This window comes from Streptomyces acidicola, from assembly GCF_009377235.1.
Classification (GTDB): Bacteria; Actinomycetota; Actinomycetes; order Streptomycetales; family Streptomycetaceae; genus Streptomyces; species Streptomyces acidicola.
Genome location: NZ_VMNX01000011.1, coordinates 32,148 through 57,918, shown reverse-complemented (window position 1 = coordinate 57,918; position 25,771 = coordinate 32,148). Strand labels below are relative to the sequence as shown.

25 protein-coding genes and 1 pseudogene are annotated in these 25,771 nt (G+C 70.3%); 10 read left to right on the top strand and 16 right to left on the bottom strand.

Annotated features, from left to right (window positions below):
* Positions 1-18: 18 nt before the first annotated feature.
* Complete coding sequence (gene hemC / locus FPZ41_RS06375; RefSeq protein WP_152859931.1) at positions 19-954, top strand: hydroxymethylbilane synthase; 936 nt, start codon at positions 19-21, stop codon at positions 952-954.
* A gap of 33 nt (positions 955-987) precedes the next feature.
* Here the strand turns inward: hemC and FPZ41_RS06370 are convergent, their stop codons facing one another.
* On the bottom strand, positions 988-1,905 hold the full coding sequence (locus FPZ41_RS06370) for an SMP-30/gluconolactonase/LRE family protein (RefSeq protein WP_152859929.1): 918 nt from the start codon (positions 1,903-1,905) through the stop codon (positions 988-990).
* A gap of 97 nt (positions 1,906-2,002) precedes the next feature.
* Between FPZ41_RS06370 and FPZ41_RS06365 the strand changes: the two genes are divergently transcribed.
* Complete coding sequence (locus FPZ41_RS06365; RefSeq protein WP_131561380.1) at positions 2,003-2,440, top strand: Lrp/AsnC family transcriptional regulator; 438 nt, start codon at positions 2,003-2,005, stop codon at positions 2,438-2,440.
* Between the two features lie 57 nt (positions 2,441-2,497).
* Positions 2,498-4,543 carry an NAD(+) synthase gene (locus FPZ41_RS06360; RefSeq protein WP_322619883.1) on the top strand — a complete coding sequence of 682 codons (2,046 nt, stop codon included), beginning with the start codon at positions 2,498-2,500 and terminating at the stop codon, positions 4,541-4,543.
* Positions 4,544-4,582: 39 nt separating this feature from the next.
* Here FPZ41_RS06360 and FPZ41_RS06355 read toward each other — a convergent pair whose 3' ends face one another.
* The 8 genes from FPZ41_RS06355 to FPZ41_RS06320 form a co-directional block, all read right to left on the bottom strand.
* A complete protein-coding gene (locus FPZ41_RS06355) occupies positions 4,583-5,374 on the bottom strand; it encodes a sugar phosphate isomerase/epimerase family protein (RefSeq protein ID WP_322619882.1) in 792 nt (263 codons plus the stop codon).
* Positions 5,371-7,314: a DUF2264 domain-containing protein gene (locus tag FPZ41_RS06350; RefSeq protein WP_152859927.1), complete on the bottom strand. Its 1,944-nt coding sequence runs from the start codon at positions 7,312-7,314 to the stop codon at positions 5,371-5,373. The genes FPZ41_RS06355 and FPZ41_RS06350 overlap by 4 nt, the downstream gene beginning before the upstream one ends.
* Positions 7,315-7,350: 36 nt before the next feature.
* Complete coding sequence (locus FPZ41_RS06345; RefSeq protein WP_407698756.1) at positions 7,351-8,382, bottom strand: hydroxyacid dehydrogenase; 1,032 nt, start codon at positions 8,380-8,382, stop codon at positions 7,351-7,353.
* Positions 8,379-9,257 carry a carbohydrate ABC transporter permease gene (locus tag FPZ41_RS06340; protein WP_181587276.1) on the bottom strand — a complete coding sequence of 293 codons (879 nt, stop codon included), beginning with the start codon at positions 9,255-9,257 and terminating at the stop codon, positions 8,379-8,381. Before FPZ41_RS06340 ends, FPZ41_RS06345 begins: the two co-directional genes overlap by 4 nt.
* A gap of 14 nt (positions 9,258-9,271) precedes the next feature.
* Positions 9,272-10,240: a carbohydrate ABC transporter permease gene (locus FPZ41_RS06335; RefSeq protein ID WP_407698755.1), complete on the bottom strand. Its 969-nt coding sequence runs from the start codon at positions 10,238-10,240 to the stop codon at positions 9,272-9,274.
* 9 nt (positions 10,241-10,249) lie between these two features.
* Positions 10,250-11,560 carry an ABC transporter substrate-binding protein gene (locus tag FPZ41_RS06330; protein ID WP_152859923.1) on the bottom strand — a complete coding sequence of 437 codons (1,311 nt, stop codon included), beginning with the start codon at positions 11,558-11,560 and terminating at the stop codon, positions 10,250-10,252.
* Positions 11,561-11,721: 161 nt separating this feature from the next.
* Positions 11,722-12,813: a LacI family DNA-binding transcriptional regulator gene (locus FPZ41_RS06325; RefSeq protein ID WP_152859921.1), complete on the bottom strand. Its 1,092-nt coding sequence runs from the start codon at positions 12,811-12,813 to the stop codon at positions 11,722-11,724.
* Between the two features lie 406 nt (positions 12,814-13,219).
* Positions 13,220-13,600, bottom strand: coding sequence for a winged helix-turn-helix transcriptional regulator (locus tag FPZ41_RS06320; RefSeq protein ID WP_152859919.1), 381 nt, complete (start codon positions 13,598-13,600; stop codon positions 13,220-13,222).
* A gap of 142 nt (positions 13,601-13,742) precedes the next feature.
* Here FPZ41_RS06320 and FPZ41_RS06315 point away from each other — a divergent pair, with 142 nt between their 5' ends.
* The 4 genes from FPZ41_RS06315 (at position 13,743) to FPZ41_RS06300 (ending at position 16,886) form a co-directional block, all read left to right on the top strand.
* A complete protein-coding gene (locus FPZ41_RS06315) occupies positions 13,743-14,150 on the top strand; it encodes a RidA family protein (RefSeq protein WP_152859970.1) in 408 nt (135 codons plus the stop codon).
* A 68-nt stretch (positions 14,151-14,218) separates the two neighbouring features.
* Positions 14,219-14,560 carry a VOC family protein gene (locus FPZ41_RS06310; RefSeq protein ID WP_152859917.1) on the top strand — a complete coding sequence of 114 codons (342 nt, stop codon included), beginning with the start codon at positions 14,219-14,221 and terminating at the stop codon, positions 14,558-14,560.
* Between the two features lie 143 nt (positions 14,561-14,703).
* Positions 14,704-15,477, top strand: a complete 774-nt coding sequence (locus tag FPZ41_RS06305) for a class I SAM-dependent methyltransferase (protein ID WP_194236008.1) — start codon at positions 14,704-14,706, stop codon at positions 15,475-15,477.
* Positions 15,478-15,725: 248 nt separating this feature from the next.
* Positions 15,726-16,886, top strand: a complete 1,161-nt coding sequence (locus FPZ41_RS06300; protein WP_152859913.1) for an alpha/beta hydrolase family protein — start codon at positions 15,726-15,728, stop codon at positions 16,884-16,886.
* Positions 16,887-16,950: 64 nt separating this feature from the next.
* Here FPZ41_RS06300 and FPZ41_RS06295 read toward each other — a convergent pair whose 3' ends face one another.
* Positions 16,951-17,280 carry an antibiotic biosynthesis monooxygenase family protein gene (locus tag FPZ41_RS06295; protein WP_152859911.1) on the bottom strand — a complete coding sequence of 110 codons (330 nt, stop codon included), beginning with the start codon at positions 17,278-17,280 and terminating at the stop codon, positions 16,951-16,953.
* A gap of 177 nt (positions 17,281-17,457) precedes the next feature.
* On the opposite strand from FPZ41_RS06295, the gene tap reads away from it, so the two are divergent.
* Both tap and tpg read left to right on the top strand, forming a co-directional pair.
* Positions 17,458-19,749, top strand: coding sequence for a telomere-associated protein Tap (tap, locus tag FPZ41_RS06290; protein WP_152859909.1), 2,292 nt, complete (start codon positions 17,458-17,460; stop codon positions 19,747-19,749).
* A gap of 8 nt (positions 19,750-19,757) precedes the next feature.
* Positions 19,758-20,312, top strand: a complete 555-nt coding sequence (tpg, locus tag FPZ41_RS06285; protein WP_152859907.1) for a telomere-protecting terminal protein Tpg — start codon at positions 19,758-19,760, stop codon at positions 20,310-20,312.
* A 26-nt stretch (positions 20,313-20,338) separates the two neighbouring features.
* Here tpg and FPZ41_RS06280 read toward each other — a convergent pair whose 3' ends face one another.
* A complete protein-coding gene (locus FPZ41_RS06280) occupies positions 20,339-20,929 on the bottom strand; it encodes a helix-turn-helix domain-containing protein (protein WP_152859905.1) in 591 nt (196 codons plus the stop codon).
* Between the two features lie 55 nt (positions 20,930-20,984).
* Between FPZ41_RS06280 and FPZ41_RS06275 the strand changes: the two genes are divergently transcribed.
* Positions 20,985-21,509, top strand: coding sequence for a GNAT family N-acetyltransferase (locus FPZ41_RS06275; protein ID WP_152859968.1), 525 nt, complete (start codon positions 20,985-20,987; stop codon positions 21,507-21,509).
* A gap of 386 nt (positions 21,510-21,895) precedes the next feature.
* Here the strand turns inward: FPZ41_RS06275 and FPZ41_RS06270 are convergent, their stop codons facing one another.
* The 5 genes and pseudogenes from FPZ41_RS06270 to FPZ41_RS06250 all read right to left on the bottom strand — a co-directional run bounded on the left by FPZ41_RS06270 (position 21,896) and on the right by FPZ41_RS06250 (position 25,358).
* The gene (locus FPZ41_RS06270; RefSeq protein ID WP_152859966.1) at positions 21,896-23,050 is read right to left on the bottom strand and encodes an MFS transporter; all 1,155 of its coding nucleotides are present in this window, start codon (positions 23,048-23,050) and stop codon (positions 21,896-21,898) included.
* 29 nt (positions 23,051-23,079) lie between these two features.
* Positions 23,080-23,376, bottom strand: coding sequence for a Chromate resistance protein ChrB (locus FPZ41_RS49800; RefSeq protein ID WP_322619887.1), 297 nt, complete (start codon positions 23,374-23,376; stop codon positions 23,080-23,082).
* 49 nt (positions 23,377-23,425) lie between these two features.
* Positions 23,426-24,148 (bottom strand): annotated as a pseudogene (locus tag FPZ41_RS06260) (undecaprenyl-diphosphate phosphatase); the annotation flags it as partial.
* A gap of 269 nt (positions 24,149-24,417) precedes the next feature.
* A complete protein-coding gene (locus FPZ41_RS06255; protein WP_152859903.1) occupies positions 24,418-24,612 on the bottom strand; it encodes a hypothetical protein in 195 nt (64 codons plus the stop codon).
* Positions 24,613-24,704: 92 nt separating this feature from the next.
* The gene (locus FPZ41_RS06250; RefSeq protein WP_194236007.1) at positions 24,705-25,358 is read right to left on the bottom strand and encodes a hypothetical protein; all 654 of its coding nucleotides are present in this window, start codon (positions 25,356-25,358) and stop codon (positions 24,705-24,707) included.
* Positions 25,359-25,771 lie beyond the last annotated feature (413 nt).

Below are 25,771 nucleotides of genomic sequence, written 5' to 3'. Positions count from 1 at the left end.
GGGCCTAACGTGGACGGCATGACCGCCTCCGAGCTGATCCGCATCGTCTCCCGTGACTCGCCCATGGCACTCGCCCAGGTGGAGCGCGTCCGCGCCGAGCTGGCCGCGCTTCACCCAGGCATCCGCACCGAGGTCGTGCCGGTGAAGACGACCGGCGACAAGTGGATGGGCGACCTCGCGAAGGTCGAGGGCAAGGGGGCGTTCACCAAGGAGGTCGACGCCGCCCTTCTCGCCGGGCAGGCGGACCTCGCGGTGCACTGCGTCAAGGACATCCCCGCCGACCGCCCGCTCCCCGCCGGAACCGTCTTCGCCGCGTTCCTGAAACGCGACGACATCCGCGACGCCCTCGTCCACCCCGGTGGCCTCACCCTCGACGAGCTGCCGGACGGCACTCGCATCGGCACTTCCTCCGTGCGCCGCATCGCCCAACTGGCCGCTTCCCACCCTCACTTGCGGTGCGTCCCCATGCGCGGCAACGCCAACCGGCGCCTCGACAAACTCGCCGCCGGTGACGCCGACGCCCTCCTGCTGGCCGTCTCCGGCCTCGAACGCATCAACCGCCCGGACGTCATCAGTGAGGTCCTGCCGGCCGACGTGATGATGCCCCCGATCGGTGCCGGAATCCTCGCCCTCCAGTGCCGCGAGGACGACACCGGTCTCATCGACACCGTCAGCGCCCTCGGCCACCCCGACACCCACCGCGAGGCCACCGCCGAGCGCATGTTCCTCCACGTCCTCCAGGGGCACTGCAACTCGCCCATCGCCGGCTACGCCAAGGTCGGACGCAACGGCGAACTGTCCCTGCGCGCCTGCGTGTTCACCCCCGACGGCAAGACCGTCCTCAACGCCCACGAATGGGCCGGCCGTCTCGACCCGGCCACCCTGGGCACCGCGGTCGCCGTCACCCTCCTGCGCCAGGGCGCCCGCGAGTTGATCGACTCGATCCCCCACTGACGGGACGGTGACGGCGGCACGGTCGTACGGCTGTCACAGCACCCGGGGCAGGCCCGTCACGGACATCATGAGTGAGTACAGCGAGGTCGTCGCCGTGATGAACAGCCGGTTGTTCTTCGGGCCGCCGAACGCGATGTTCGACACCGGCTCGGGCACGTGCAGCTTTCCGATGAGGGTGCCGTCGGGGTGGTAGCAGTGCACCCCGTCGTCGAACGCGGCGGCCCACAGCCGCCCCTGGTCGTCGCAGCGGATGTTGTCGAAACCGTCGGCGGCGCGCTCGGCGAAAACCCTGCCCTGCGAGAGGGCGCGATCGTCCTGCACGTCGAAGACGCGGATCTGTCCGGCTTTCGTGTCGGCGACGTACAACAGCTTCTCGTCCGGTGAGAAGACCAGGCCGTTCGGTCCGCCGAAACCGTCCGCGACCCGGTGGACCCCGCCCGTCACGGGGTCGATCCGATAGACGTCACAGGCGCCGATCTCACTCTCGGCACGGTGGCCCTCGTAATCGCTGGTGATCCCGAAGTCCGGGTCCGTGAACCAGACCGACCCGTCGGAGCGCACGACGGCGTCGTTCGGGCTGTTGAGACGCCTGCCCTCGAAGCGGTCGGCGAGCACGGTGAGGCGGCCGTCGTGCTCGGTGCGGGTGACCCGGCGGTTGCCCTGCTCACAGCTCACCAGCCGGCCCTCACGGTCGAGGGTGTTGCCGTTGACGTGCCCGGCCGGGGAGCGGAAGACCCCGATCGCGCCCGTTGTCTCGTCCCAGCGCAGCAGGCGGTCGTTGGGAATGTCGCTCCAGATCAGCTGCCGCCAGGCGGGCAGATAGAGCGGCCCCTCGGCCCAGCGGCAGTCGGAGTGCAGCCGCTCCAGCCGTGCGTCACCGTTGGCGCACCTCCCGGTGAGAAACCGCTCGTCCAGAACCTCGTACAGATTTTTGACCAGATCGCCGGACATGCACTACCCCTCTCCCAGGGTGGCTGAATGCCGTTCGGTGTGATCTTAGTGTGTCCGAACCGGATATCGTGAAGGCATGGGGATGGGCAACGGGATCGTGGACGACGTCGACAGAGCACTGATCGCAGAGCTTCAGCGTGACGCCACACAGGCCTACGCGACGCTCGGAAAAGTGGTCGGCCTGTCAGCCGGCGCGGCTCATGATCGCGTACGCAAGCTCCGTGAACGCGGTGTCATCCGCCGCACGACCGTGGATGTCGACCCGACCGCCCTCGGGCGCGGTGTACTCGCCTTCGTCATGGTCGACTCATCGGCCTGGATGGGGGACGCGACCGAATCCTTCGCCGCCATCCCCGAGATTCAGGAAGCCCACATCATCGCGGGCACCGCCTCCGTCCTCGTGAAGGTGCGCACGGCCACCACGGAGCAGTTGCAGGACGTTCTGCGGCGGCTCTACCTGATCGAGGGCGTGAGCGGGACGCAGGCGACGGTCGTACTGGAGACCTTCTTCGAAAGGCCGGTCCGCGCCGACTGACGGTGCTGAGTGACATGCTCAGCCACATGGAGCTGCCGGGAAGGGGCACTTCGCATCGTGAACTTCTGGTCGATCTATCAGCACGGCTTCGCGCGGATCGCCGCGTGCACAGGCCATGCGGCCATCGCCGACGCGCCCGCCAACGCGGAGGCGGTCCTGAGGCAGGGGCGCCAGTGCGCACAGGAGGGGGTCGCCGTCGCGGTGTTCCCCGAACTCTGCCTGTCCGGCTACTCGATCGAGGACCTGCTGCTGCAGGACGCGTTGCTCGACGAGGTCGAGGCGGCAGTCCAGGCCGTGGTGGCCGGGTCGGCCGAGCTGCTGCCGGTGCTCGTCGTCGGCGCCCCGCTGCGCCACCGCAACCGGATCTACAACTGCGCGGTGATCGTGCACCGTGGGCGGATCCTCGGCGTCGCGCCCAAGTCCTACCTGCCGAACTACCGCGAGTTCTACGAGCGGCGGCAGATCGCCGCGGGCGACGACGAGCGCGGCGGGACGATCCGCGTCGGCGGCGCGACCGTGCCGTTCGGCACAGACCTGCTCTTCGCGGCCGAGGACGTCCCCGGCCTGGTGCTGCACGCGGAGATCTGCGAGGACATGTGGGTGCCGGTGCCCCCGAGCGCGGAGGCGGCGCTGGCCGGAGCGACCGTACTCGTCAACCTCTCGGGCAGCCCGATCACGGTCGGGCGGGCCGAGGACCGGCGGCTGCTGTGCCGCTCGGCGTCCGCACGCTACCTCGGCGCCTACGTGTACGCGGCGGCCGGTCTGGGCGAGTCGACCACCGACCTGTCCTGGGACGGCCAGACCATGATCTACGAGAACGGCGTCCTGCTGGCCGAGACCGACAGGTTCCCGCAGGGCGATCAGTACGCCGTGGCCGACATCGACCTCGACCTGCTGCGGCAGGCCCGCCAGCGGATGGGAACCTTCGACGACAACCGCCGTGTCCACGCCGCCCGCACCAGCGGCTTCCGGTACGTGCCGTTCCGGCTCGACCCGCCCGCCACCGACCTCGGACTGCGCCGCCGTATCGAGCGGTTCCCGTTCGTGCCGGCCGACCCCGCCCGCCTCGCCCAGGACTGCTACGAGGCCTACAACATCCAGGTCGCGGGCCTGCAGCAGCGACTGGCGGCGATCGGCGGTCCGAAGATCGTCATCGGTGTGTCGGGCGGCCTCGACTCCACACACGCGCTGATCGTCGCCGCCCGTGCCATGGACCGTGCGGGCCGCCCCCGCAGCGACATCCTGGCCTTCACACTGCCTGGTTTCGCGACTGGCGAGCACACCAAGGGCAACGCCCACAAGCTGATGCGCGCGCTCGGTGTCACCGCGGCCGAACTGGACATCACGCCGACCGCCCGGCTCATGCTCCAGGAGATGGAGCACCCGTTCTCGTCCGGTGAGCCGGTGTACGACGTGACCTTCGAGAACGTGCAGGCCGGGCTGCGCACCGACTACCTGTTCCGGCTGGCCAACCAGCGCGGGGGCATCGTGCTCGGCACCGGTGACCTGTCCGAACTCGCGCTCGGCTGGTGCACCTACGGCGTCGGCGACCAGATGAGCCACTACAACGTCAACTCCGGCGTGCCGAAGACGCTCATCCAGCACCTCATCCGATGGGTCATCAGCAGCGGCCAGTTCAGCGAGGAGACCAACGAGACGCTGGCCGCGATCCTCGACACCGAGATCAGCCCGGAGCTCGTACCGGGCGAGGAACTGCAGTCCACCGAGTCCAAGATCGGCCCGTACGCGCTGCACGACTTCACCCTCTTCCACGTACTGCGCCACGGACTGCGGCCGTCGAAGATCGCCTTCCTGGCCTGGCACGCCTGGCACGACCGGGACGCCGGCGCCTGGCCGCCCGGGTTCCCCGAGGCCGAGCGGGTGGCGTACGACCTGCCGGAGATCTGGCACTGGCTGGAGTACTTCTGCCGCCGCTTCTTCGGGTTCGCGCAGTTCAAGCGCTCGGCCATGCCGAACGGGCCGAAGGTCCTGGCCGGTGGTTCCCTGTCGCCCCGCGGCGACTGGCGGGCACCGTCGGACGGTACGGCGAATGCCTGGCTGAGAGACCTCGCCCGCTGGGACGTGCCGCGCGCCGGAGAGTAGCCGGTAAGGGTGACGGAGCCGGAAAGCTCCGTCACCCGTTCACTCCGAGCCCTCGCCCGCTCCGTCTTCGGCGGCCAGGGACCTCAGGGTCCTGGCCTCGCGGGCGAGGACCTTCTCGTCGTTCTCGGGGACGAACTCGAGAAGGACGTCCAGCGGCCGGCGCCGCGTCCGCAGGCGGGCGAGAACCGCACGCCACAGTTCGGCGCGGGTGGAGAGCGGGTGGCGGGTGGTGCCGGGCCACCAGGAGAAGGCGTGCACGGCGGCAACCCGGTCGATCACGGTGTCGAGACCGGCGATGGCCTCCGCGTCGGGAAGGTCGAGCGGTGGCTGCCAGTAGGTGCGGACGTCGGGGTGGTCCACCGCGTTGAGCAGCCGCAGGGTGCGGTCGGCTCCGTCGGTGAGGGTGTTGCGGTGGAACTCGTAGGCGAGCTGGACGCCCGCTTCGGCCGCCAGTTTCGCCGCCCGGCGGGTGTCCTCGATGACCGCCGTCCGTCCCTCGGGTGAGGTCTCGTCGGTGCCCGTCGCCCCCGCCCAGATCCGTATCCGGGGCGCCCCCAGCAGCACGGCGGAACGCAGGACGCCGTCGAACGACGCGGGGTCGGTGCTCCCGGCCCGGTAGTACGAACCGTAGGAGGCGACCGCGAGGCCCGCTTCCTCGGTGGCGGCCCGGACCCGGGAGGCGGCGGCCTCGTCCCCCGCCGGTACGTGGATGTCGGCGCCCCACTCGACACAGTCCAGGCCCGCCTCGACCGCCGCCGCGAGGACCCCGGCCACGTCCACGTGGCGGAGGGTGACGGAGCACAGGCCGAGGCGCGGCATCACGCCCTTCACACCGCCTCCTCGGTGACCGAGGGCACCTCGGTGCCGAAGTCCACGACCGTACGGCCTCCGTCGGCCCAGCGGACGACGACGGTGAGGCCGCTCACCTCGGCGGTGGCCAGCCCGGTGAGCGGGGACGCGCCGGGTTCGCCGGTGAGGGAGGCCAGCGCGGCGAACACCGTGCCGGCCGGGTCCGCCCCCACGGTTCCGGTGAGTTCGGGAACGAGGGCCCAGGGTCCGTAGGCCGTGCCCTGCGGTGCGCGGACCGCGCGCTGCGTCTGCCAGCCGTACAGGCCGAACAGCTGACTGGTCACCTCCGGTCCGTCGAGCCGTACCTCCGCGGTCTGTTCGGTTTCGGCGGCCGCGCCCGGCGCGAGGGCGACGGCCCAACCGCTGTGGTGGATCGGCGTTCCGGCCGGTACGCCCACCGTGCGGTGCACTCGCAGTTCGAGACGGCCGCGGGCCAGTGTGAGGCTCTCGATCCGGGCCGAGGGGAGGGCGGGACCGCCCTCGGGGAAGACCGGCCTGTGCCATGAGGCGAGCCAGTCGGGGCCGGCGGCGAGGGGGGTGATGCGCAGCCGGGCACTGCGGGTTCCACGCGCCTGGAGCGCGATGTCGTTGTCCGGGGTGTTGGCGGCGCTGGTCGGGCCGGTGCGCGTGGAGTACGCGAGACGGGCGTAGAGCGGGTTGCCGGGGGCGCGCTCCGGTTCCCGGAGGTCCCGCTTGAAGCTGCCGTGGTTGTGCAGGCGCGCCAGGCCGTCCCGGCCAGTGGTCTGGATCAGCAGCCCGGGAGCCGGGAGGGCGAGCGTGCTGTCGGGCCCCTCGACGGGCGCGTTCTCCTCGGTCGCGGTCCACACCGGGTCCTCGGGCGGGAGGAGCAGGCCGAGGAAGCCCTTGGAGGCCCAGTACGGGGAGCCGGGCCCGGAGTAGCGCTGGAGGGTCGCCTCGTGCGGGCCGTACCAGCCCAGGCTGAGCACGCCGTCCGAGGTCAGCGCGGAGCGGTCGAGGAAGTGGCGCAGCGCCCCGCTGAGGATCCGCCGGGTGACGCCGGGGGCGAGCGGGGTCTGGCCGGTGAGGGCACCGAGGGCCACGGCGGTGACGGCGGCGAAGCGGTACGTCAGGGAGCGCCCGTGGTGGATGGGCGCGCCGTTCGCGTCGAAGAGCAACGCGAAGCCGTCGAGGAACTCCCGCAGCCGCGGGCCGAGCCGGTCGAGCAGCGCCTGGTCCCCCACGAGGTGGGCGTGGAGCAGCGGGTAGAAGTGGAGGGCCCAGCCGTTGTAGTGGTCGAAGGACCGGCCGTCACCGTCGGAGTACCAGCCCTGCCCCTGGTACCAGCCGTCCAGCAGGGCGAGCCCGCGCTCGATCGCGTGCCGTGTCTCGGCGTCGCCGCGCCCGACGGATTCCAGGAAGCCCGCGACGGTCAACGGGAAGAGGTACCAGTTGTTGGGGGCGGGCGTGTGCCTGAGCGCGCCGCGCAGCCACCGTTCCACACGGTCCTGGTCGGCAGCGGGCAGGGTGTCCCAGGTCCAGGGCGCGGTCAGCCGCAGCGCCAGCGCCACGGAGGCGGACTCCACCATCGGCTGGCCCTGGATGCCGTGGTGCCCGATCTCCGGCCAGGACTCGGCGTCGTCCCGGCCGGGGGAGCGGGTGCCGCGCACCAGGCCGGCGGTGTAGCGCTCCAGGAAGCCGTGCGGGTCCTTGCCGGACGCACCGGCCGTGCGGAACGCGGCGAGCAGGAACGTACGCGCGAACCCCTCCAGGCCGTCGGAGCGCACCCCCGACTTCGAGGGCGGTCCGGGCAGGTCGATCAGGGCGTGGCCGGGGGTGGCGTAGCGGAGGGCGGCGGTCAGCAGCTGGTCGGCGGTGGCTTCCCAGTGGGCGCGGGTGTATCCGGTGTGCGGGCTGAGGGTGCGGTCTTCCTCGGGGGCCGTGGGGAGGGGGTGTTCAAGCATGGGTGGGGCCACGTCTCCTGTTCGTTTCGTCGGGGCTCAGGCGAGGCGGGCCAGGTGTTCGGGCCGGACGGGATGGGCGAAGGGGCGGCCGAGGGCGTACGACTCGACCTCGGCCAGCGCCAGGTCGGCCAGGCGGCGCAGTTCCCCGCCCTTCGAGCCGGCGATGTGCGGGGTGATGAGGGCACCCGGGCAGTCCCACAGCGGCGAGTCGGCAGGCAGTACCTCCGGCTCGGTGACGTCCAGGATCGCGTGGAGCCGCCCGGACACCACCTCGTCGGTGAGGGCGGCCTGGTCGACGACGGCCCCGCGCGCGGTGTTGATCAGCGTGCTGCCCGTACGCATCCTTCCCAGGAACTCGCGGCTGACCAGGCCCCGCGTCTCGGGCAGCAGCGGTGTGTGGACGCTCAGGACATCGCTGGCAGTGAACAGCTCCGGAAGGGAGACCGGCTGCGCCCCGAGGTCACGGGCCTCGGTGTCACTGACGTAGGGGTCGTGGAGCAGCACCGTCAGGTCGTGCGGGCGGAGCAGGTCGATGACGCGGCGTCCGATGATCGAGGCACTCAGAATGCCCACGGTCCTGCGGTAGTTGCCCGCCTCCGGGTGCCGTTCGTTCCAGTCGGTGCGGCGGCGTTCGAGGCGGTAGAGACGGGCGGTGTCGAGGACCCGTTTGTTGGCGAGCAGGATCATGGCGAGGGTGTACTCGGCGACCGGTACGGCGTTGGCCACGGCCGCGGAGGACACCGTGAGTCCGCGCTCCCAGCACGCGGCGGTGATGTGGTGGCGTACGGTCCCGGCGGTGTGCACGACCGCGCGCAGCCGGGGTGCGGCGTCCAGTGCCGCCGCGTCGATGGGCGGGCAGCCCCAGCCGGTGATGAGCAGTTCGGCGTCGGCGAGCGCGCGGTGTGCGGTGGGGGTGGTGAGATCGTCCAGGACGAGGTTCGGGTCGATGTCGGTGAGGGCGGCCAGCCGGGCCCGTACGTCCGTGTCGAGGACCTGTTGCGCGGTCTTCCGCGCCATGGCGAGCACGGCGCGCGGGCGTGTGTGGGGCCGGAGGTCGGGGTGGGTCACTTGACGCTCCCTGCGGTGAGACCTGACTTCCAGTAGCGCTGCAGAGTGATGAACGCGACGATCAGCGGCACCACGGCGAGCAGCGAGCCGATGACGACGAGCGGGTAGTACTCGGGTGAGACGGTGGCGGAACTGTTCCAGGTGTAGAGCCCGAGGCTGAGTGGATAGAGGTCCTGGTCGGAGAGCATCACCATGGGCAGGAAGAAGTTGTTCCAGATGGCGGTGAGCTGGAAGAGGAAGACGGTGACGAATCCGGGGCCGAGCATGCGCAGGCTGACACGGATATACGTCTGCAGTTCGCCCGCGCCGTCCACCCGGGAGGCCTCCAGCACCTCGTTGGGTACGTAGCCGCTGCTGAGCAGTCGGGCGAGGTACACGCCGAAGGGGTTGAACAGGACCGGGATGAAAACCGCCCAGAACGTGTTGACCATGCCGACTCCGGAGGCCACCAGGTAGAGCGGGAGGGCCAGCACGGTTTGCGGGACCATGACGCCGGTGAGGACGAGACCGAACAGCTTTTCCTTGTGCCGGAACTCGTACTTGTCGAAGGCGTACCCGGCGGAGACGCTGATCAGCGAGCCGACGAGGGCGCCGACGACCGCGTACAGCAGGCTGTTGACGTACCACCGCCCGTAGATGCCCTCCTCCATGGCGAACAGGTCGGTGAGGTTGCGCCAGAGCGAGAAGTCCCCGAAGGAGAGGATGTCGCTGCTGAAGAGCGCGTCGGAGTTCTTGGTGGCGGCCAGCAGCAGCCACAGACCGGGCAGCAGCGTGTAGAGCGCCGCGATGAGGACGATGGTGTTGGCGGCGGCACGGCTCGTGAGCCTGCTCGCGAACGTCGATCTGTTGGTGGCCGTCAGCCCCTTCGTGGGCATCAGCTGGTGTGTGGTCATCGCGCGCTCCGTTCCTTGCGGCCGGTCCAGCGAGTCACGGCGTACGACAGAGCGCAGGTGACGATGAGGAGGATGACGGAGGCCGCGGAGGCCAGTCCGTAGTTGTTGCGGCGGAAGGCCGCGTCGTAGATGTACATGTTCGGGGTGAAGCGGGAGTTGACCATCGGCGTGGCCTGGTTCATCAGCATGGGCTCGGTGAACAGCTGGAGCGCGCCGATCAGGGCGAACATGCACACCATCAGAACGGATCCCTTGATGATGGGCACCTTGACCATGAGCGCGGTGCGGAAGCCGCCGGCGCCGTCGATCCGTGCCGCCTCGATCACCTCGCGCGGCACTGCCTGGAGTGCGGCGTAGAAGATCACCATGTTGTATCCGAGGCCGCTCCACAGGGCGATGTTGACGATCGACGGCAGCACGGTGTTCATCCCCAGGAAGTCGACGGTGATGTCACCCTGGGCGAGGAGCTTGATGACCGGGCTGAGGCCGGGGGTGTAGAGGTACAGCCAGATGACGGCGGCGATGATGCCGGGTACGGCGTGCGGCAGGTACAGCAGCATCTGCGCGGTGCGCCGCAGCCGGACGAGTCCGGAGTCGAGGAGCAGGGCGAGCGCGAGCGCGCCGATCACGACGACCGGTACGAAGATCACGCAGTAGAGGGCGATGGCGCCGAACCCGGACACGAAGCTGGGGTCCTGCAGCACGGCGAGGTAGCTGCGCAGCCCGGTGAAGACGGTGGTGCCGCCGCCGAAGCCCAGCCCCTTGTGGTCCTCGCCGAAAAGGCTGAGGCCGATGGCGTAGCCGACGGGTACGAGGAACACGGCGATGAGGAGTGCCGTGAACGGGGCCATGAGCGTGACGCAGGCGAGCACCTGCTGTCGGCGTCCGGCTCTACGGGGACGGGCGGGTTTCGCGGACGACGCTGTCGTGGCCGTGCGTCGCCCTGGTGAGATCACTGTGCTCACGGGTGCACCTCAGTTGGTAGTGACCGACAGGCCGAGGCTCTTGAGGTCGGGCAGCGTCCTGCGTTCCCCTTCACGGAGCGCCTCGACGATGCTGCCGCGGCCGGCTCCGGCCTTCGCGAAGCCGTCCTCGACGGAGGTGATGGTGGAGGTCATGCGCGGCCCCCACTTCCACCGGGGGGAGATCAGCTGGGCGGACTGCTGGAAGAGGCCGAAGATGTCCTGGCCCGAGTAGTAGCTGGTGTCCATCTCCTTGCGGGCGACGGGAACCAGTTCAGGCACCACGGGGAACGCGCTGCTGATGCCGCTGGAGAGCTTGGCGCGCAGGGCGTCCGGGCTGGTGACCATCCACGTGATGAACTCCAGCGCCTCCTTGGGATGGTTGCTGTCCTTGGTGACGGCGAAGGTCGATCCGCCCTGGGTACCGAGGGACGGCTTGGCCGGGTCCCACTGGGGGAGGGGTGCGATGGCCCACTTGCCCTTGCCGCTGGGGGTGGAGTTCATCAACGAGCCCGCCGCCCAGGCGCCCGCCATGTAGCCGACGGTCTCTCCGTTCTGCAGATGCGCCCGCCACTGCTGACTGTCCACCGGCTCCACCCGCACCAGGTCCTGGTCCACCAGGCCCTGCCAGTACGCGGCGACCTTGCGGGTCGGGGCGTCGGCCAGGGAGATCTGCCAGGCGTCGCCGGATGTCCTGAACCACTGGCCGCCGGCCTGCCAGGAGAACCCGGCCATGTGCTGCGAGCCGTTGGTGAAGAAGCTGGCGATACGGGAACGGGGCTGGGCCTTCTTGAGCTGGCGCGCCGCGCTCTCGAACTCGGTCCAGGTCTTCGGGACGGGGATGTCGTACTTGGTGAACACGTCCTTGCGGTAGAAGAACATCATCGGCTCGATGTCCACGGGCACGGCGTACGTGCGTCCGTCGAGGGTGGTGAGGTCCAGCGCCTGCGGGAGGATCTTCCGGCGCGCCGAGTCGGGCAGGAGATCGGTGATGTCGCGGGGCACGCCGTCGATGGCGTAGCCGGGCAGCTGGGGGTACTCCATGGTGGCGACGTCGGGCGCGTTGCCGGCGCGGGCGGCGTTGCTGAGCTTGGCCCAGCCGCCCTGAGGACCCGAGGGGACCTGCTGGTAGTCGACCCTCACCTTGTTCTGGATGCGGTTGTACTCGTCGACGACCTCCTGGGTGCCGCGCAGCGCCGACCAGAACGTGAGATGGACCGGGCCGTTCCTGGCGCTGGTGCTGCTGTCCGAGGCGGAGCAGCCCGTCATCAGGACGGCGAGAATCGTGAACAGTGCCGCTCCGGCCTTGCGACTACTTCGCATGAGCCCCTCCCGCGTCGTTGCTGGGTTACGGGCATCCTGAGCGGCGCAGAAAAAAGCGTCAATAGATCGAACAGAAGAAACTTAAACGGTCAAACGAACAACACTCTGAGGGACCTGGCCCCCTGGAGCCCATTGAGCCCCGGGAACCCGGCCGGAACCGATCAGACGGCTGCCGCCGGGGCCGTGGACTCCCTGATCACGAGGTCAGGCAGCAGCTCCACGTGCCGGGTGGCGCCGGGCCGCAGTCCGCCACGCCCCATGTCGAGCCGGCGCAGCAGCAGCTCGACCCCGCTCCGGCCGAGCTCAGCCTTGGGCGGGGCGACGGCCGTCAGAGGGACCGGCCCCATGTCTGCGACCACGTCGTTGTACGCGACCACCGAACAGCGTCCCGGCACGTCGATGCCCGCCGCCTGCAGCCGCTGTACGAGCACCAGTGCGTCCACGTCGCTGTGGATCAGCACCGCCGTGGCCCCGCTTTCCTCGACGACCTCTGCCAGGTCGACCGCCCGTGGGTCGGCGACGCGCGGGTCGGGGCCCGCGGTGCGCGAGCTGAGAATCGTGCGGCACCCGTCGGAGAGTCCCCGGGCGGCGGTCTGCTCGGCGAACTCGGCCCGGATGACCCGCGCGGTGGGGCTGTCGTCGCGCGCCGCCAGAACGATCCGCCGGTGCCCGAGCCCGACCAGGTGCCCGAGCGCCAGATGCACGCCGTACGCGTGGTCCGAGCGCACACAGTCCAGCGAGTAGATCCCGCTGGTCCGTGCGGGACGCCGCTCCACCAGCACCGTGGGGACGTCCAGGGCGGCCATCCATGAGTGGTCGGCCTCGGCCTCGGCCCGGGTGCGCCAGTGCGGCGACAGCAGCAGCCCGCGCGCCCCGGCGTCCAGTGCCTGGCGCACCGCCTCGCGCTCGGCCCCGTCGTCACCTGGGGCGATGTGCAGTGCCAGCCGCAGGCCGGCCTTCTCCGCGGCCTCCCGCGCGCCCTGCACGGCCTCGGTGAGGTAGGTGTTGGTCTCGCGAACGATCATGGCGACGGCGTCACCCCCGGCGGCGACCTCCTCGGCCACCGGCCGCAGCGAACGGGCCACCCCGTGCCCGCGGCGCACCTCTCCGCGCCGGGCCAGGTCCTCGACGTCCCGCCGCACGGTCACGATGGAGACGCCTAGTTCGTCGGCGAGATCGGTGATGCGTGCGACGCCCCTGTCCCGCACCACCTCCGCGATCCGGGCCTGCCGCTTCTGCGCCGTCTCCCGCATGTCCCCACCGCTCTCGTCCGCCCCTGCCGCGCCACCCGCGGCGGCTCGCGCGATCGGTTGCGCGCGATGCGTTCATGATACCGATCAATCGATCACATGGGAGGTGGCTTCGGCGCTGCCGGCCGTGGGCTGGGCACTGCCTGGCGTGGGCTAGACTGGATCATGAGCCGGTCGCCGGAACTCCCGGTATCTGGTCGTGCGTTGGTGGTCCAAGGAAAGACGCCCCGCTTCCTGCGGGGAAATGCAGGTGCAAGGCCTGCCCGGCGCTCCGATTCGAGGGCCCGTTCCGCATTGCGCGGGGCGGGCCCTCGTGTGTTGCCCGGCGATCCGGTGGGCGTGCAGCGCACCCCCACCGCCCGCCCGTGGCGCTCCCTCCCTGGGCCCTGGCAGGTCCTGTCAGGGCCTGTCAGGTGTCGAAGCGGCGGCGGGAGTCCTCGATGTCACCGAGGTACTGGTGGGTCCAGTCGCACATGCTGTCGACCGTCCGGCGCAGGCCTCGGCCCGCCTCGGTGAGGGCGTACTCGACCCGCGGCGGCACGGTGGGGTGCACGGTCCGGTCGACCAGGCCGTTGCGCTCCAGCATGCGCAGGTTCTGGGTGAGCATCTTGTGGCTGATGCCCTCGATCTCATTGCGCAGCTCGCTGAAACGCAGGGTGTGTTCCCCCATGGCTTCGATGATCAGCAGCGCCCACTTGTTGGCGACGTCCGAGAAGATCTCCCGCGCCAGAGAGTCCGCGCGCCTCAGATCCGCGTCTTCGGGCGAGCCGCTGAACTGCTTGGTCACCATTAGGTTCCCCAGTCACTGAAAAGTGCGTTCTTCCATGTCAGCGCTCACTCTCCTACGGTTCCCAAGTAACCACAAGAGAGCACGGGAGTCCTGGTTTGCTGGAAGTGAGCCCGTGGACTCTCCTGGCAAGAAGGCGAACAACATGGCCATCACCCTCGTAAACCCCGACGGACTGCCGAAGATCGACGTGTACCGGCAGGTGTCGATCGCGACCGGTTCGAAGCTGGTCTTCATCGCCGGGCAGGTCGCCTGGGACGCCGATGGGGTCACGGTCGGCGAAGGTGACCTCGCTGCTCAGGTCGAGCAGTGCTACCTCAACATCGGCACCGCCCTGGCCGGGGTCGGCGGCTCCTTCGACGACGTGGCGAAACTGACCGCCTACGTCGTCGACTGGACCCCCGACAAGATGCCCGCCCTCCTGGAGGGGATCTCCCGGGCGTCCGAGAAGCTGGGGGGCACCCCGGTCCCGCCGGTCACGCTGCTGGGCGTCGCGGCACTGGACATCCCCGAGCATCTGGTCGAGGTCGAAGCCACCGCGATGATCGACTGATCGGCGTTCTCCTGCCGGACTCGCTGTCCGCGGGACCTTGGGCGCGACCGCGGGACTAATGTGGCGGCATGGCCCTCGACCTGTACGCAGGCATCCCCGTCGCCGACTACGCGGCCGCGCTGGCGTGGTACGAAGTCCTGCTCGGCTCCCCACCCACGTTCGTAGCGAGCGACACGGAAGCCGTGTGGGAACTCGCGGAACACCGGTCGGTGTTCATCGAACACCGACCGGAACACGCCGGCCACGCCATGCACACCGTATTCGTCGACGACTTGGACACCTTCGTCGCCCAGGCGGCCGATCGTGGCCTGAAGCCCACGAAGCGGGAGACCTACCCGAACGGCGTGCGCAAGGCCGCGTACGTCGATCCCGACGGGAACGAGATCCAGTTCGGCGGCGCCCCACTCTGACCCGGAGGCGGGTTCCCGGTCATCGCAGACAACTGTCCTGCCTGCAAGGGAAGTTGGCGCGCCTCCGGCGCTACCATGACCGTGCCACCCTGCCCGACGCCCCCTGGGGGCGGACCGTCGGCCGTGAGCAGGAGGACCACACCATGGACGAGGACCACGGCACGGACTTCGACAGCCTCGCCGAGGCCTACGAACGCATGGCCACCGCACTGCCCTTCCGTGAACACATCGAGTCCCACACCCTGTTCACCCTCCTCGGCGACATCACGGGCAGGGCCGTTCTGGACCTGGGCTGCGGCAGCGGTCTCTACACCCGCAGACTGCGAGAGCTCGGTGCCTCGACGGCCACCGGCATCGACAGCTCCGACGGCATGCTCGACTTCGCCCGGCGCCGCGCGGCCGCGGCGGACCTCGACATCACCTACCTGTCACGCGAAGCCACCGCCCCACCTGCCGAGGGCGACCCCCAACTCGACGGCCGCTTCGACCTGGTGTCCTCCGTGTACGTACTGTGCTACGCACCCACCCGGCAGGCGCTGGCCGGCTTCTGCCGCACCGCGCGCCGCGCCCTCCGACCGAACGGCGGCCGGTTCGTCTTCGCCACGCTCAACCCCGATGTCGCCGTCGAACCCGGTTGGTACGCGCACTACGGCATCGACTTCGCCATCGGCCCGGCCGCCCGGGACGGCGCCGAGGCCCCGGCGGTGATGAAGGTGCCCGGATTCGAGGAGTTCCCTCTCCTCCCTTACCGCTGGTCGCGGCGAGCCTACGAGGATGCCCTGCACGAGGCGGGCTTCACCACCGTCACCTGGGTCCACCCCCGGGTCTCCGCCGAGGGCGTCGCCGCGTACGGCGAGTTCCACTGGGCCAACTACCTCAAGATCCCGCACGCCCTGTACGTCGACTGCGCCGTGTGACGCACGAGCCGCGAGGCCCGCAGGCGTGGGCGGCCGCGCACTCGGACGCGAAGAAGACCAGGACGTCCCCGCCTTCCCGGGGGCCGGCCTGGCACAGGCGTGCTTCCTGACGGCCGGCGTGGGCGTCGTCGCGTGGAGTTCGTCAGTCCACCGCATGACATCACGCCCCCCGGATCGGCCCGTGGGCCGATCATGGATCAGCTCGCCGCAGGACGTGAAGGGGGTTCCTGTTGCCTAGCCTCACCTGCATGAATCGTTTGCCCCGCGGCGCCACCGCCGCGTTACTCGGTCTGTCCCTCGCACTCCTCGGTACGGGGACGGCCCACCCCGTACCGGCACCGGCCGGCGTGTCCACTGCCGGTGAGAGCGACCGCGTCCGCCTCGAACTGCCGCGCCCCACAGGGCCGCTGGCGGTGGGGCGGGACACCCTGCATCTGGTCGATACCGACCGCCCCGACCCGTGGGTGTCCGAGGCCGGCGCTCGCGAGCTGATGGTGTCGCTGTACTACCCCGCCCGCTCCGGCCGCGGCCCGACGGCGCCGTACATGACCACTGGCGAGGCCCGCGCCTTCCTGGAGGACCGGGATGTGGCCGAGGTGGTGCCGGCCGAGACCCTCAGCGGCACTCGCACCCACGCCCGCCCCGGCGCCACCCCCCTACGGGGGAAGTTTCCACTGGTCGTGCTGTCGCCCGGATTCACCGTCAACCGCTCGACACTCACCTCGCTCGCCGAGGAACTGGCCGGCCGAGGGTACGTGGTGGCCGCCGTGGACCACGCCTACGAGTCGGTGGGCACGACATTCCCGGGCAACCGGCTTCTCACCTGCGTCGCCTGCGACAAGCTTCCCGAACTCGGGTACGGGGCCGTCGCCCGCGGCCGTGCCCGGGATGTCTCTTTCGTGCTCGACCAGTTGACCGACCGCTTCCCGGCCTGGCGATACGCCCGCATGATCGACCCCGCGCGGATCGGCATGGCGGGTCACTCCATCGGCGGTGCCTCCGCCGCGTCCGCCATGATGGGCGACCAGCGGATGCGTGCCGGGGTCAACCTGGACGGCTCCTTCTTCGACCCGGTGCCGACGGGCGGTCTCGGTGGCCGACCCTTCATGGTGCTGGGCGCCGGGGTCGAGGACACCTCCTGGGTACGTGACTGGCCGAACCTCGACGGCTGGAAGCGCTGGCTGGCCGTGTCTGGTTCGGGGCACTTTACGTTCACCGACATTCCGGTCCTCGCCGACCAGTTGGGGCTCCTGCCGCCGGAGGAGCCCCTGTCGGGCGACAGGTCGCAGCAGATCACCCGGCGCTACGTGGCGGCCTTCTTCGACCTTCACCTCAAGGGCGTCAGCCGGCCGCTGCTGGACCGGCCGTCGCCGGAGTATCCGGAAGTGGTTTTCCACCGGACCAACTGATCGAACGTATGCCGTCCCCGCGGAGCCGACAGGGCCTCTGGCCCTGTCGCCCGTGACGACCCGCCTACGAGTTGGTCGGAGTCGCCTGCTGCACGACCTCGAAGGACCACAGGGTGGACCCGCTCGCCGCCGGCTTGGGCCGCTCGCCGGCCTCGGCGTCACCGCCCTGGTGGGCTGCCTTCATCGGACCCTCCAGCCAGGCCTGGAAGGATGCCTCGTCACGCCACCGTGTGTAGACGAGGTAGTTGTCGGTGCCCTCGACGGGACGGAGGAGCTCGAACCACTCGAAGCCGTCGGAGCTCTCCACGGCGTGGGCACGGGACGCGAACCGCTTCTCCAGCGTCTCCCGCTGCTCGGCGGGGACGGTGAGTACGTTGATCTTGACGACGCTCATAAACCCATCCTGCCGCACGGCGATCGGCAACGGACGAGCGGCTCGTACATCACATGCCGCCACCTCGTCCCCTCGGACTGCGCGACGGTTGTGGCCGCGTTTCGTACGCAGAATGAATGTTCCACCGTACGGAATCCGTACGGTTCATGGAGTAGGCTGTGAGCCAGGAGGTGCTCCATGTCCGACTTGTTCGACGCGGTCGACGCGCTGGTCGCGTCCCGATCCCCGTTGCCGGCGCCTGCCGAGCGCAAACGGCTGCGTCAGGCACACGGGCTGACGCTGGACGAGGTGGCCACCGCCCTGAAGGTACGGCGAGCGACCGTCAGCGGCTGGGAGGCGGGCAGGACCGAGCCGAGGCCCCCGGAGCGCGACGCGTACGCGCGCCTGTTGAAGCAACTCGCGGCGCTCTACCCCGCTGACACCGACACCACCCCTCCCGCGCAGGACACGGCGCCGGTGCCTGAGACGGCCAGCGGCCCCGCCCCGTCTGCGGAGGCGTCGTCAGAAGCGCCAACTCCCTCCGTCGGCCAGGCACATGAGGCCGCGGTCAAGTCCGATCCCCAGAGCAGCGCCATGCACCCGGTCCCCGTCCCCGTCCCGGTCTCGGTCTCCGTCCCCGCCTCGGTGCCGGACAGTGCGTCGCGTGCCGAGGCGGGGCCGAGGCCGTCATCGACATCGCGCCGCCCCCGGGCGAGGAGCGCCGCCCCTCAGCAGACCACTCCGGCGGCCGCCCTCGACACGCGGTTCGCCAATGGTCCGCTCGCCGTCATCGACGCCGACGCCGACCGCCGGGTGGTGGCGTACTGCGTGGGCGGCCTGATCCTGGACGTGCCCGCCAAGTCCCTTCCCTCACTGGTGGACTGGACGCTGACGGAGGCGCAGCTGGGGGCGGAGCGGCTGAACGGCTCCGGGAAGGACGGTGACCCACTCCTCGTCCTCACCGAGGCCGCGTTGGAGCGCTATGGACTGCCGGTCACGCTGTCGGAGTCCGAGCGGCTCGCCGGGCGCCTCCCGGACGGCCACAAGGTCCTCAAGCAGCTCGACCGCGCGGACTGGCAGCTGACGAAGCGAGGGTTGGGGCCGTGGGCGCGGATCTACCGGCCCGCGCAGGGACGAGAGCGGAGTTGCGTGCAGCTGTGCGTCCCGTCGTGGTCCGCGCTGGACACACGGACCTGGGGCGACGCGGCGAAGCTTCCGCCGGCCGAACTCGCCCGGCTGCTCGGCACGTACGCGGCCCGGGTGATGACGCCGCGCGGCTCCACCGCCGTGACCGGCCTGGAGCTGATGACCGCGCTGAACCCGCCCACCCGGGCAAGCCGGCCCGACGAGGACGGAAGGCGGCACAAGGAACACCGTCCCGGATCGCTCGGCGAGCGGGCGATGGACTGCGCGCCGTGCGAGGCCCCGGACGGGCACCCGCTGCTGAGCGATCTGCCGCGCTTCCACCAGCGGGGCCCGGCGGAGATGCTGTTCGAGGAGGCGTACGACTGGGCGCGGGAGCTCACCGACGCCGAGTGCATGATGCGCTTCGTGGTCGGCATCGACGTCAACCTCGCCTTCGGCGCGGCGGCGAACGGCGCTGTCGTGGGCCTCGCGCAGCCGCCGGTTCACGTGACCGACCCGCCGTTCGATCCGACGCTGCCCGGGGCGTGGTTGGTCGACCTTTCCCACGTCGACCTCTCCCGGGTGCTGGTCGCCAAACAGTGGCGGCAGCTCGAAGGGGCCCTGCTGCCCAGCCCGTTCACACCGACCGGCGAGCGCCCGGAGGGGCCGGCCTGGTACGCGACGCCGACCGTGGCGTACGCGGTGGAGCTCGGCTACGACGTCGCCCCGGTCGAGGCCTGGGTGCGCCAGGACAAGGGCAAGTTCCTGGACGGCTGGTACAAGCGGCTGCGCAACGCCTACGTCGACACCATGGGCGACCTGGGCGTGGGCGAGAAGCTGCCTCCGGCGGAGTTCCTGCGGGTGATGGACGACTACAAACAGCGCGACCCGGAGATGGCGATCGTCCTGGACGCGATCAAGGCGACCGTGAAGGGCGGCATCGGCAAGCTGCGGGAGCGGGCGCGCGGCGGCGGCTGGAAGCCCGGCCAGGCCTGGCCGGCCCTCTCCAGGCCAACGTGGCGGCCCGACATCCGCGCGGCCGTCATCTCCCGGGCCCGGGTCAACATGCACCGCAAGATGCTCAACCTGGCCGCGGCCACCGGCCGGTATCCGGTGGCGGTCCTGTCGGACTGCGCCGTGTACGCCGCCGACGGGCCCTCCCCGCTGGACGTCCTCCCGTACGACGCCGACGGCAAGACGGTGCCTGGAAGCTTCCGCCTGGGGGTGTCGCCGGGGATGGTCAAGCACGAGGGCACCCGGACCACTCTGTGGGCCGAGGAAGTACGGGAGAAGTACGACCGGGCCCTGAACCTCGCGCGCTACGTCAAGACGGGCGAGGTCACCGCCAAGGACGACGGGGAGTAGGGGAGCCGATGGTCACGGTCGGGGATGGGCTCGACAAGGCGGTGCGGGCGGCGTTCACGCGCCCCGCTCCGAAGTCGGCGGGTGCCCGGATGCGGTACCTGGTCAGACAGCTCAAGGGCACCAAGCAGGTGGCCCAGTTGTTGCGTGTCTCCCAGCGGACCGTGGAGCGGTATGTGAAGGACCAGATCAAAAAGCCGCGCCGGGACCTCGCCGAGCGCCTGGAGCGCGAGGTGTACAAGCGGTGGCAGCCGCAGATCCGCGCGCAAGCCAAGCAGACCGCGGCCACGACCGGCGGCATCGTCATCGACACCCGCGCCCGTTTCGGCTACACCGCCGCCCCGGGCACCACCGACGACCCCCGGCTCCGCCACCTCACCGTGGCACTGCCCCCGCAGCACGCCGCCCGCCTCTTCGAGGCCCAGGAAGCCGGGGCCGGCGAGCAGGCGCTGCGCGACATCGCCGCCGAGGCACTGGGCGAGGTGTACTTCCGCGACAGCGGCCGCCGAGCCCAAGGGCTGGAGGTTGAGTTCAGCGACCTGGAGCACCTGGAGTTCGAGCTTTAGCCGGGCCGTACGGCACGCCCCCGGCATCACGGTGACTGGCGGTTGCGCTGCTGTGGTGAGCGGGGCCGCATGATGAGCGCGGCAACGTGGTAAGTGCACGGCTCCGGGCCCGGGTTGGCGTAACCGTGTGTGACGTCGGCGGCGAAGTAGGCGGAGTCACCCGCGTCGAGAACGAGTGCCTCGTCTCCGAGGGTGAGCCGGAGCGTCCCGGACTCCACGGCGATGAACTCGTGGGAGCCCGGAGCGTAGGCGGGGAACGCGCTGGCGTCGCAGCCGGGCGGCAGAGTGGTGCGGATCCATTCGAAGTTCACTCCGGGCACGACGGGGGAGAGGACCGTCCGGTGCCACCCGCCAGGCTCGTGGACCGTGTCCTGGTCGGCCGCTCGTCGCACGATGGCACGGCTGTCGGCGGACTGGGCGACGAGTTCGGGAAGAGGGACTCGGAGTCCTTCGGCGATGCGGGCGAGCACTGTGATCGTCGGGGCCTTCTGCCCGCGCTCGACCGAGGACAGCATGCTCACACTCACATCGGCGGTGTTCGCCAGTTGCTGGAGGGTCAGTCCCCGGTCGTGCCGCAGTCCCTGGACGCGCCTGCCCAGCGCCAACAGATCAAGCATTGCTCTATAATGGCATCTGTTTCCGCTATAGAGAAATGAGCTGGTCGTGGCAGGCATGGCAGATGCCGAGGCGGTCATCCGCCCGGCTACTCCTCGGGACCAGGAGGCAGTGGCCGACATCTACGCGCACTACGTTCTCCACACCGTCGCGACATTCGAGACAACCGTTCCGGGTGTCGCCGACTGGGAGCGTCGACTGGACGACCTCACCGGCCGCGGTCTGCCGTTCGTCGTCGCCGAACTCTCCGGCCAGGTGGCCGGTTTCGCGTACGCGGCTCCCTGGCGGGCCAAACCCGCCTACTGCCACACGGTGGAGGACACGATCTATCTCGCCCCGAGTGCTACCGGCCGTGGCCTGGGCAACGCTCTACTACACGAGGTGATCGCCGGCGCAGCCCGGGCCGGAGTGTGCCAGATGATCGCCGTCATAGCCGACACGGGCAGCGACGCCTCAGCCGCACTGCACCGTCGCTGCGGCTTCACGGAGGCAGGCCGCCTGACCGCCGTCGGCCGCAAGCACGGACGGTGGATCGACACACTGCTGTTGCAACGCGACCTGACGGCGGCCGAACCGGAATGAGCCGAGGCGCGGGAGTCTCTACCCGGACCGGAACTGAGCCCATCGCCGGGGAGAGCGGGCAGGGCCCTGGCGAGCGATGATCTCCAGGGTCTGCCTGGCTGCACCTGGTCGACGTCGACGAGGGCGACGGCGTCCCCGACGTTGTCGCCCGAGACGGCGGAGACGATGGCATGGCGGCCACCGCGACGATATTGAACCGGCCGGCGCCCGCGAAGACGGCGGCGATGATCATGACGGTTTGGCCGGGGACGGGGACCCTCAAGTCCCCGGCGAACACCAGGGCGGCGACCGCCAGGTAGCCCCAGTGGCCCAGCAGTGGGGCGATGTCGGCCCGGACGCTGGGAAGCAGGGGAGCGAGGGAGCGGCCGTCGCGGTTTCTCTTCCGGTCACGTCTCCGTCTCGGGCGTCGCAGGCGCGGTGCTGCGGTGGGCGAGTGCGAGTGCCGCGCCCGACGCGAGGAGGACGGCGAGCGCCGCGTAGCCGTGGGTGAGGGTGGTCGACGCGGCGACGGCGGCCACGAGCAGCGGGCCGCCCGCGTCACCGAGTTCGCGTCCGGGTTCGGCGGCGCCCATGGTCTGGCCGAGGCGTTCTTGGGGGGTGGTGGCCGCGAGGGCGGCGAAGCCGAGCGGGGTGATCAGGCCGGTTCCGGCGCCGATCAGGGCAGCGCCCAGGAGCACCCCGGTGAGGCCGGGCAGCATGGCGCACCCCAGTCCGGCGGTGGTGAGCAGCAGACCCGCCGCGATGCCGCCGCGGGCGGTGAGGCGTCCGTCGTCCAACGCGCGTCCGGCCCTCGGCTGGACGAGGGCCGCGCAGGCGGCGAGCACCGAGACGGCGGCCCCGGTGGCTACTGTGCCCAGTCCGGTGGCCCGCCCGGAGACGGGCAGGAAGCCGACACCGACCGACAGGGCGCCGGTCGCCGCAGCCAGGGCCGCGGTGGGGGCCAGGAAGGCCGGGTCGGCCAGGCGCCGGGCCAGGTCGAGCACCGTCTGCCGGGCTTTGGGCAGTGGCGGTACGGCAGGGACGGCGAGCGCGGCCCAGATGGCGACCGCCGCACCGAGCATGGCCAGGACCGCGAAGAGCAGGCGTAGGCCACCGGCCCACACCAGGACCCCGCCGAGCAGCGGACCGAGGGTGTAGCCGATGGACTTGTAGAAGCCGTAGGAGCCGAACGCGCGGCCGTGCTTGGCCGCTGGGTTGAGCCGGGCGACGAGTGCGGAGGCCGAGGGGGAGAAGGCGGAGGCCGCGGCGCCCTGGCCGAGGCGGGCTGCCCACAGCCAGCCGGGGCTGTCCGCGACGGCGTACACGGCGGAGGCGGCGGCGAAGGCGACCAGCCCGCCCAGCAGCACCGGGCGGGCGCCGATCTTGTCGGCGAGGATGCCGAAGACCGGCTGGAGGATCACCTCGGCCCCGTCGTACAGGGCGAGCAATCCGCCGAGGACGAGCAGGGAAGTGACGGCGTCTTCGGAGAAGCCGCCGAGGTTGGCGGCGATGTCGTGGGCGCCGAAGGCGGTGGTGAACCCGGCCGCGTACAGCGGCCACATCTGCCGGGCCGGTGCCGTGTGCGCGCTCACTACTCCCCCTCCGGGGCCTGGTGCAGGGCGCGGAAGACGCGTTCGGCGTAGTCCTCACAGGCGGCGGTGCACTGCTTGAGGCGCCGTGCGGCTTCGGCCGCCTCCGGAGCACCGAACACATCGCGCGCGGTCAGGTCGCGGTGCCGGCGTCGCAGCCGCTCCAGCGACTGCTCCTCTTCCTCCAGTTCGGCCAGGGTGAACTTGGCGATGCGGATCTCCTTGGCCAGCTCCGCCTCGAACTTGCCGCAGTCGGCCAGGAACTCCGTCCAGTCCGCGGTCCGGGCGGCAGTGAACAGCGCCTGGAATCGGGCGGCGTCCTCGGAGCTGCGCCCGGCGGCGTTCAGGGGAGACGGCGGTTCCGATGACGAGCGGCGCGCCGCCGACCCCGGCGCCCACGGCGTCCTTCAGCTCGTACAGTCCGGCGCCGGTGAGTGCCGGGATGCCGAGGAAGAACGACAGGCGGGTGGCCGCGACCCGGTCCAGGTCCAGGATGAGCGCGGTGGACATCGTCGCGCCGGAGCGGGAGAAGCCGGGGAAGAGCAGCGCGAGGATCTGCGAGCTGCCGACCAGCATCGCGTCCTTGAAGCCGGTGTCGTCCTCACCGCGCTTGTGCCGGCCCATCTGGTCGGCCGCCCACATCGCATCGGACCCGACGATGAGCGAACCGGCCACCACCCACAGTGAGGCAAGCGGCCCCTCGACGAGCGGTTTGGCGGCCAGGCCCACGACGACGATCGGGATGGTGGCGTTGATGACCCACCAGGCGAACTTGTAGTCGTGGTGGTGGCGCTCCTCCCGGTCGACGATGCCGCGGCCCCAGGCGGAGACGATCCGCACGATGTCCTTGGAGAAGTACACCAGCACCGCGGCGATCGCGCCGACCTGGATGACGGCGGTGAAGCCGACCACCGAGGTGTCGTCGACCGGGATACCCATCAGCCCCTCGGCGATCTTCAAGTGGCCCGTGGAGGAGACCGGAAGGAACTCCGTGACCTCTTCGACGATTCCGAGAACGGTGGCCTGTCCGACTCCGACCCGGCAGCCTCGAGCGCAACCATATTGGGTCAGTGTGAGCTGCCAGCCGGCACTCTTGACTGATCGTTTCAGAATGAGGTGAGCCGCGGGTCGGCGCGGTCATGCTCATGGCGATCTTGGTTGGCAAGGTGTTCGGGTGCGTGCTGATCTTGTTCCGGACGGCCTGTGGAGCGTGCGGCAGTAGGGGAGCCGACTCTGCACCGCACGCCTTCGCCAGTACCTTCCTGCTCGGAGAGTGCCGCGGCCTCGCTGCGCCCAGCGCAGTTCACCCGCACCCCCCCGACTCGCCAAGCGTGATCACGTCATCGGCCCGCGAGCTTGGACCACACGGCCACTTCACCGCTGGTCGACTCGAAGCCGGCCTCAGCCTGTTCATCCCACCGCGAAGGATCCTGCCCGGGCGGCTCCCCGTCCCACACCTCCACGGTGACCGCAGCGGTGTGCGTGTGGCCGGCACCGTAGATGTCGAGACGCCCCGGGATGGGGTTCAGGAACACGCCGCCCGCGACATCGTCAGGGAACGGGACGGGCAGATCACCGTCATCGGAGTCCTGGAACCCGAAGGGTCAGGCATGTCAGGCCTGGGCCTTCAGATGGCGGTTGGGAAGGCTCCGAAGGGGTCGTCGCTGGTGACGCCGTCGGGTAGTCCTTTGATGGCCTGCTCGAAGTCGGGCCATGCCTGGCTTTGGGGTCCTCCGGTCAGCCTGGCGTAGAGCTCCGCGAGGGTGCCGGTGTCCCCGAGGGGGACCATCTCCTGTGCGATCTGCGGGAGCTTGTGGCCCTGGCTGATGAGGCAGGAGATGAAGGCCATCCCGCAGCCGGTGCTCAGCGGGTTGCGGTCGGTCGGGTCGGTCCGGTCGACGAAGTTGCGCGCCCCGTGCTCGGCCCAGTCCGGGGCGGTGGCGAAATCGACCAGGGCGTTGTTGCTTGCGACGGCGGCGCACCAGCGGGAGAGGGCTTCGCCGGTGCTCAGCCCGCACAGCTGGCCGTTCATCGCACACTCGCTCAGCTCGGCCTCGAACAGCCCCGATACCCGGGCGGGGTTGCCGAAGGAGGCGTCCACCTCGATGGCGCCGCCGCTTTGGAAGGTGCAGCCGTCGTGGTCCGCGCCGCCGGAGCCGTCGGCGACGCCGCCGAGGGCGAAGACGATGGCGCTGACCGGCGCGCCGGTGGTGTTGAAGATGGTGTTGTTCAGGTTGAACACGCGGTCGGCGTCGCTCAGGAGGTCGGTCGCGTTCTGCATGCCCTGCGGCCCGAGGCTGGGGTCGACATAAACGGTCACCGCCCCGCTGGGGCTGGCTCCCACCAGGTGGGAAACACCGCGGTAGCTTGGCCACCGAGGCAGGACGGAATGTGTTCTCAGAGGACGATTCATGGCGCTGCTCTCTCATATCGAAGGCGCTGCTTGCTGCCATTGGTCACCGAAGGTGAAGACTCCGCGTCGTCCGGCGCGGCCCGAGATGACACCCAGTAACTCCCCTGCTGCGGGAGCCCCTTACGGCCATTGTGGTCCGGCTCTGGTGGGCTCGCATCTGGGCACACACCTCCCCGGGTTGGCTGCCCGTTCAACGACCCGGGTTGGTTGCCCGCTCAACGAAACCGCCGGATGCGCCAGTCAGTTGACGCGACGCCGCCGATGCGGTCGGTCTACGTCCC

Coding starts and splice junctions, on each gene's coding strand:
- FPZ41_RS06300 (WP_152859913.1), top strand. CDS start 15,726: ATGAATCGTTTGCCCCGCGGCGCCACCGCCGCGTTACTCGGTCTGTCC.
- FPZ41_RS06295 (WP_152859911.1), bottom strand. CDS start 17,280: ATGAGCGTCGTCAAGATCAACGTACTCACCGTCCCCGCCGAGCAGCGG.
- FPZ41_RS06250 (WP_194236007.1), bottom strand. CDS start 25,358: ATGCAGAACGCGACCGACCTCCTGAGCGACGCCGACCGCGTGTTCAAC.
- FPZ41_RS06310 (WP_152859917.1), top strand. CDS start 14,219: ATGGCCCTCGACCTGTACGCAGGCATCCCCGTCGCCGACTACGCGGCC.
- FPZ41_RS06330 (WP_152859923.1), bottom strand. CDS start 11,560: ATGCGAAGTAGTCGCAAGGCCGGAGCGGCACTGTTCACGATTCTCGCC.
- tap (WP_152859909.1), top strand. CDS start 17,458: ATGTCCGACTTGTTCGACGCGGTCGACGCGCTGGTCGCGTCCCGATCC.
- FPZ41_RS06340 (WP_181587276.1), bottom strand. CDS start 9,257: ATGCCCACGAAGGGGCTGACGGCCACCAACAGATCGACGTTCGCGAGC.
- FPZ41_RS06350 (WP_152859927.1), bottom strand. CDS start 7,314: ATGCTTGAACACCCCCTCCCCACGGCCCCCGAGGAAGACCGCACCCTC.
- FPZ41_RS06320 (WP_152859919.1), bottom strand. CDS start 13,600: ATGGTGACCAAGCAGTTCAGCGGCTCGCCCGAAGACGCGGATCTGAGG.
- FPZ41_RS06280 (WP_152859905.1), bottom strand. CDS start 20,929: ATGCTTGATCTGTTGGCGCTGGGCAGGCGCGTCCAGGGACTGCGGCAC.
- FPZ41_RS06370 (WP_152859929.1), bottom strand. CDS start 1,905: ATGTCCGGCGATCTGGTCAAAAATCTGTACGAGGTTCTGGACGAGCGG.
- FPZ41_RS06305 (WP_194236008.1), top strand. CDS start 14,704: ATGGACGAGGACCACGGCACGGACTTCGACAGCCTCGCCGAGGCCTAC.
- tpg (WP_152859907.1), top strand. CDS start 19,758: ATGGTCACGGTCGGGGATGGGCTCGACAAGGCGGTGCGGGCGGCGTTC.
- FPZ41_RS06270 (WP_152859966.1), bottom strand. CDS start 23,050: ATGTGGCCGCTGTACGCGGCCGGGTTCACCACCGCCTTCGGCGCCCAC.
- FPZ41_RS06275 (WP_152859968.1), top strand. CDS start 20,985: ATGGCAGATGCCGAGGCGGTCATCCGCCCGGCTACTCCTCGGGACCAG.
- FPZ41_RS06315 (WP_152859970.1), top strand. CDS start 13,743: ATGGCCATCACCCTCGTAAACCCCGACGGACTGCCGAAGATCGACGTG.
- FPZ41_RS06325 (WP_152859921.1), bottom strand. CDS start 12,813: ATGCGGGAGACGGCGCAGAAGCGGCAGGCCCGGATCGCGGAGGTGGTG.
- hemC (WP_152859931.1), top strand. CDS start 19: ATGACCGCCTCCGAGCTGATCCGCATCGTCTCCCGTGACTCGCCCATG.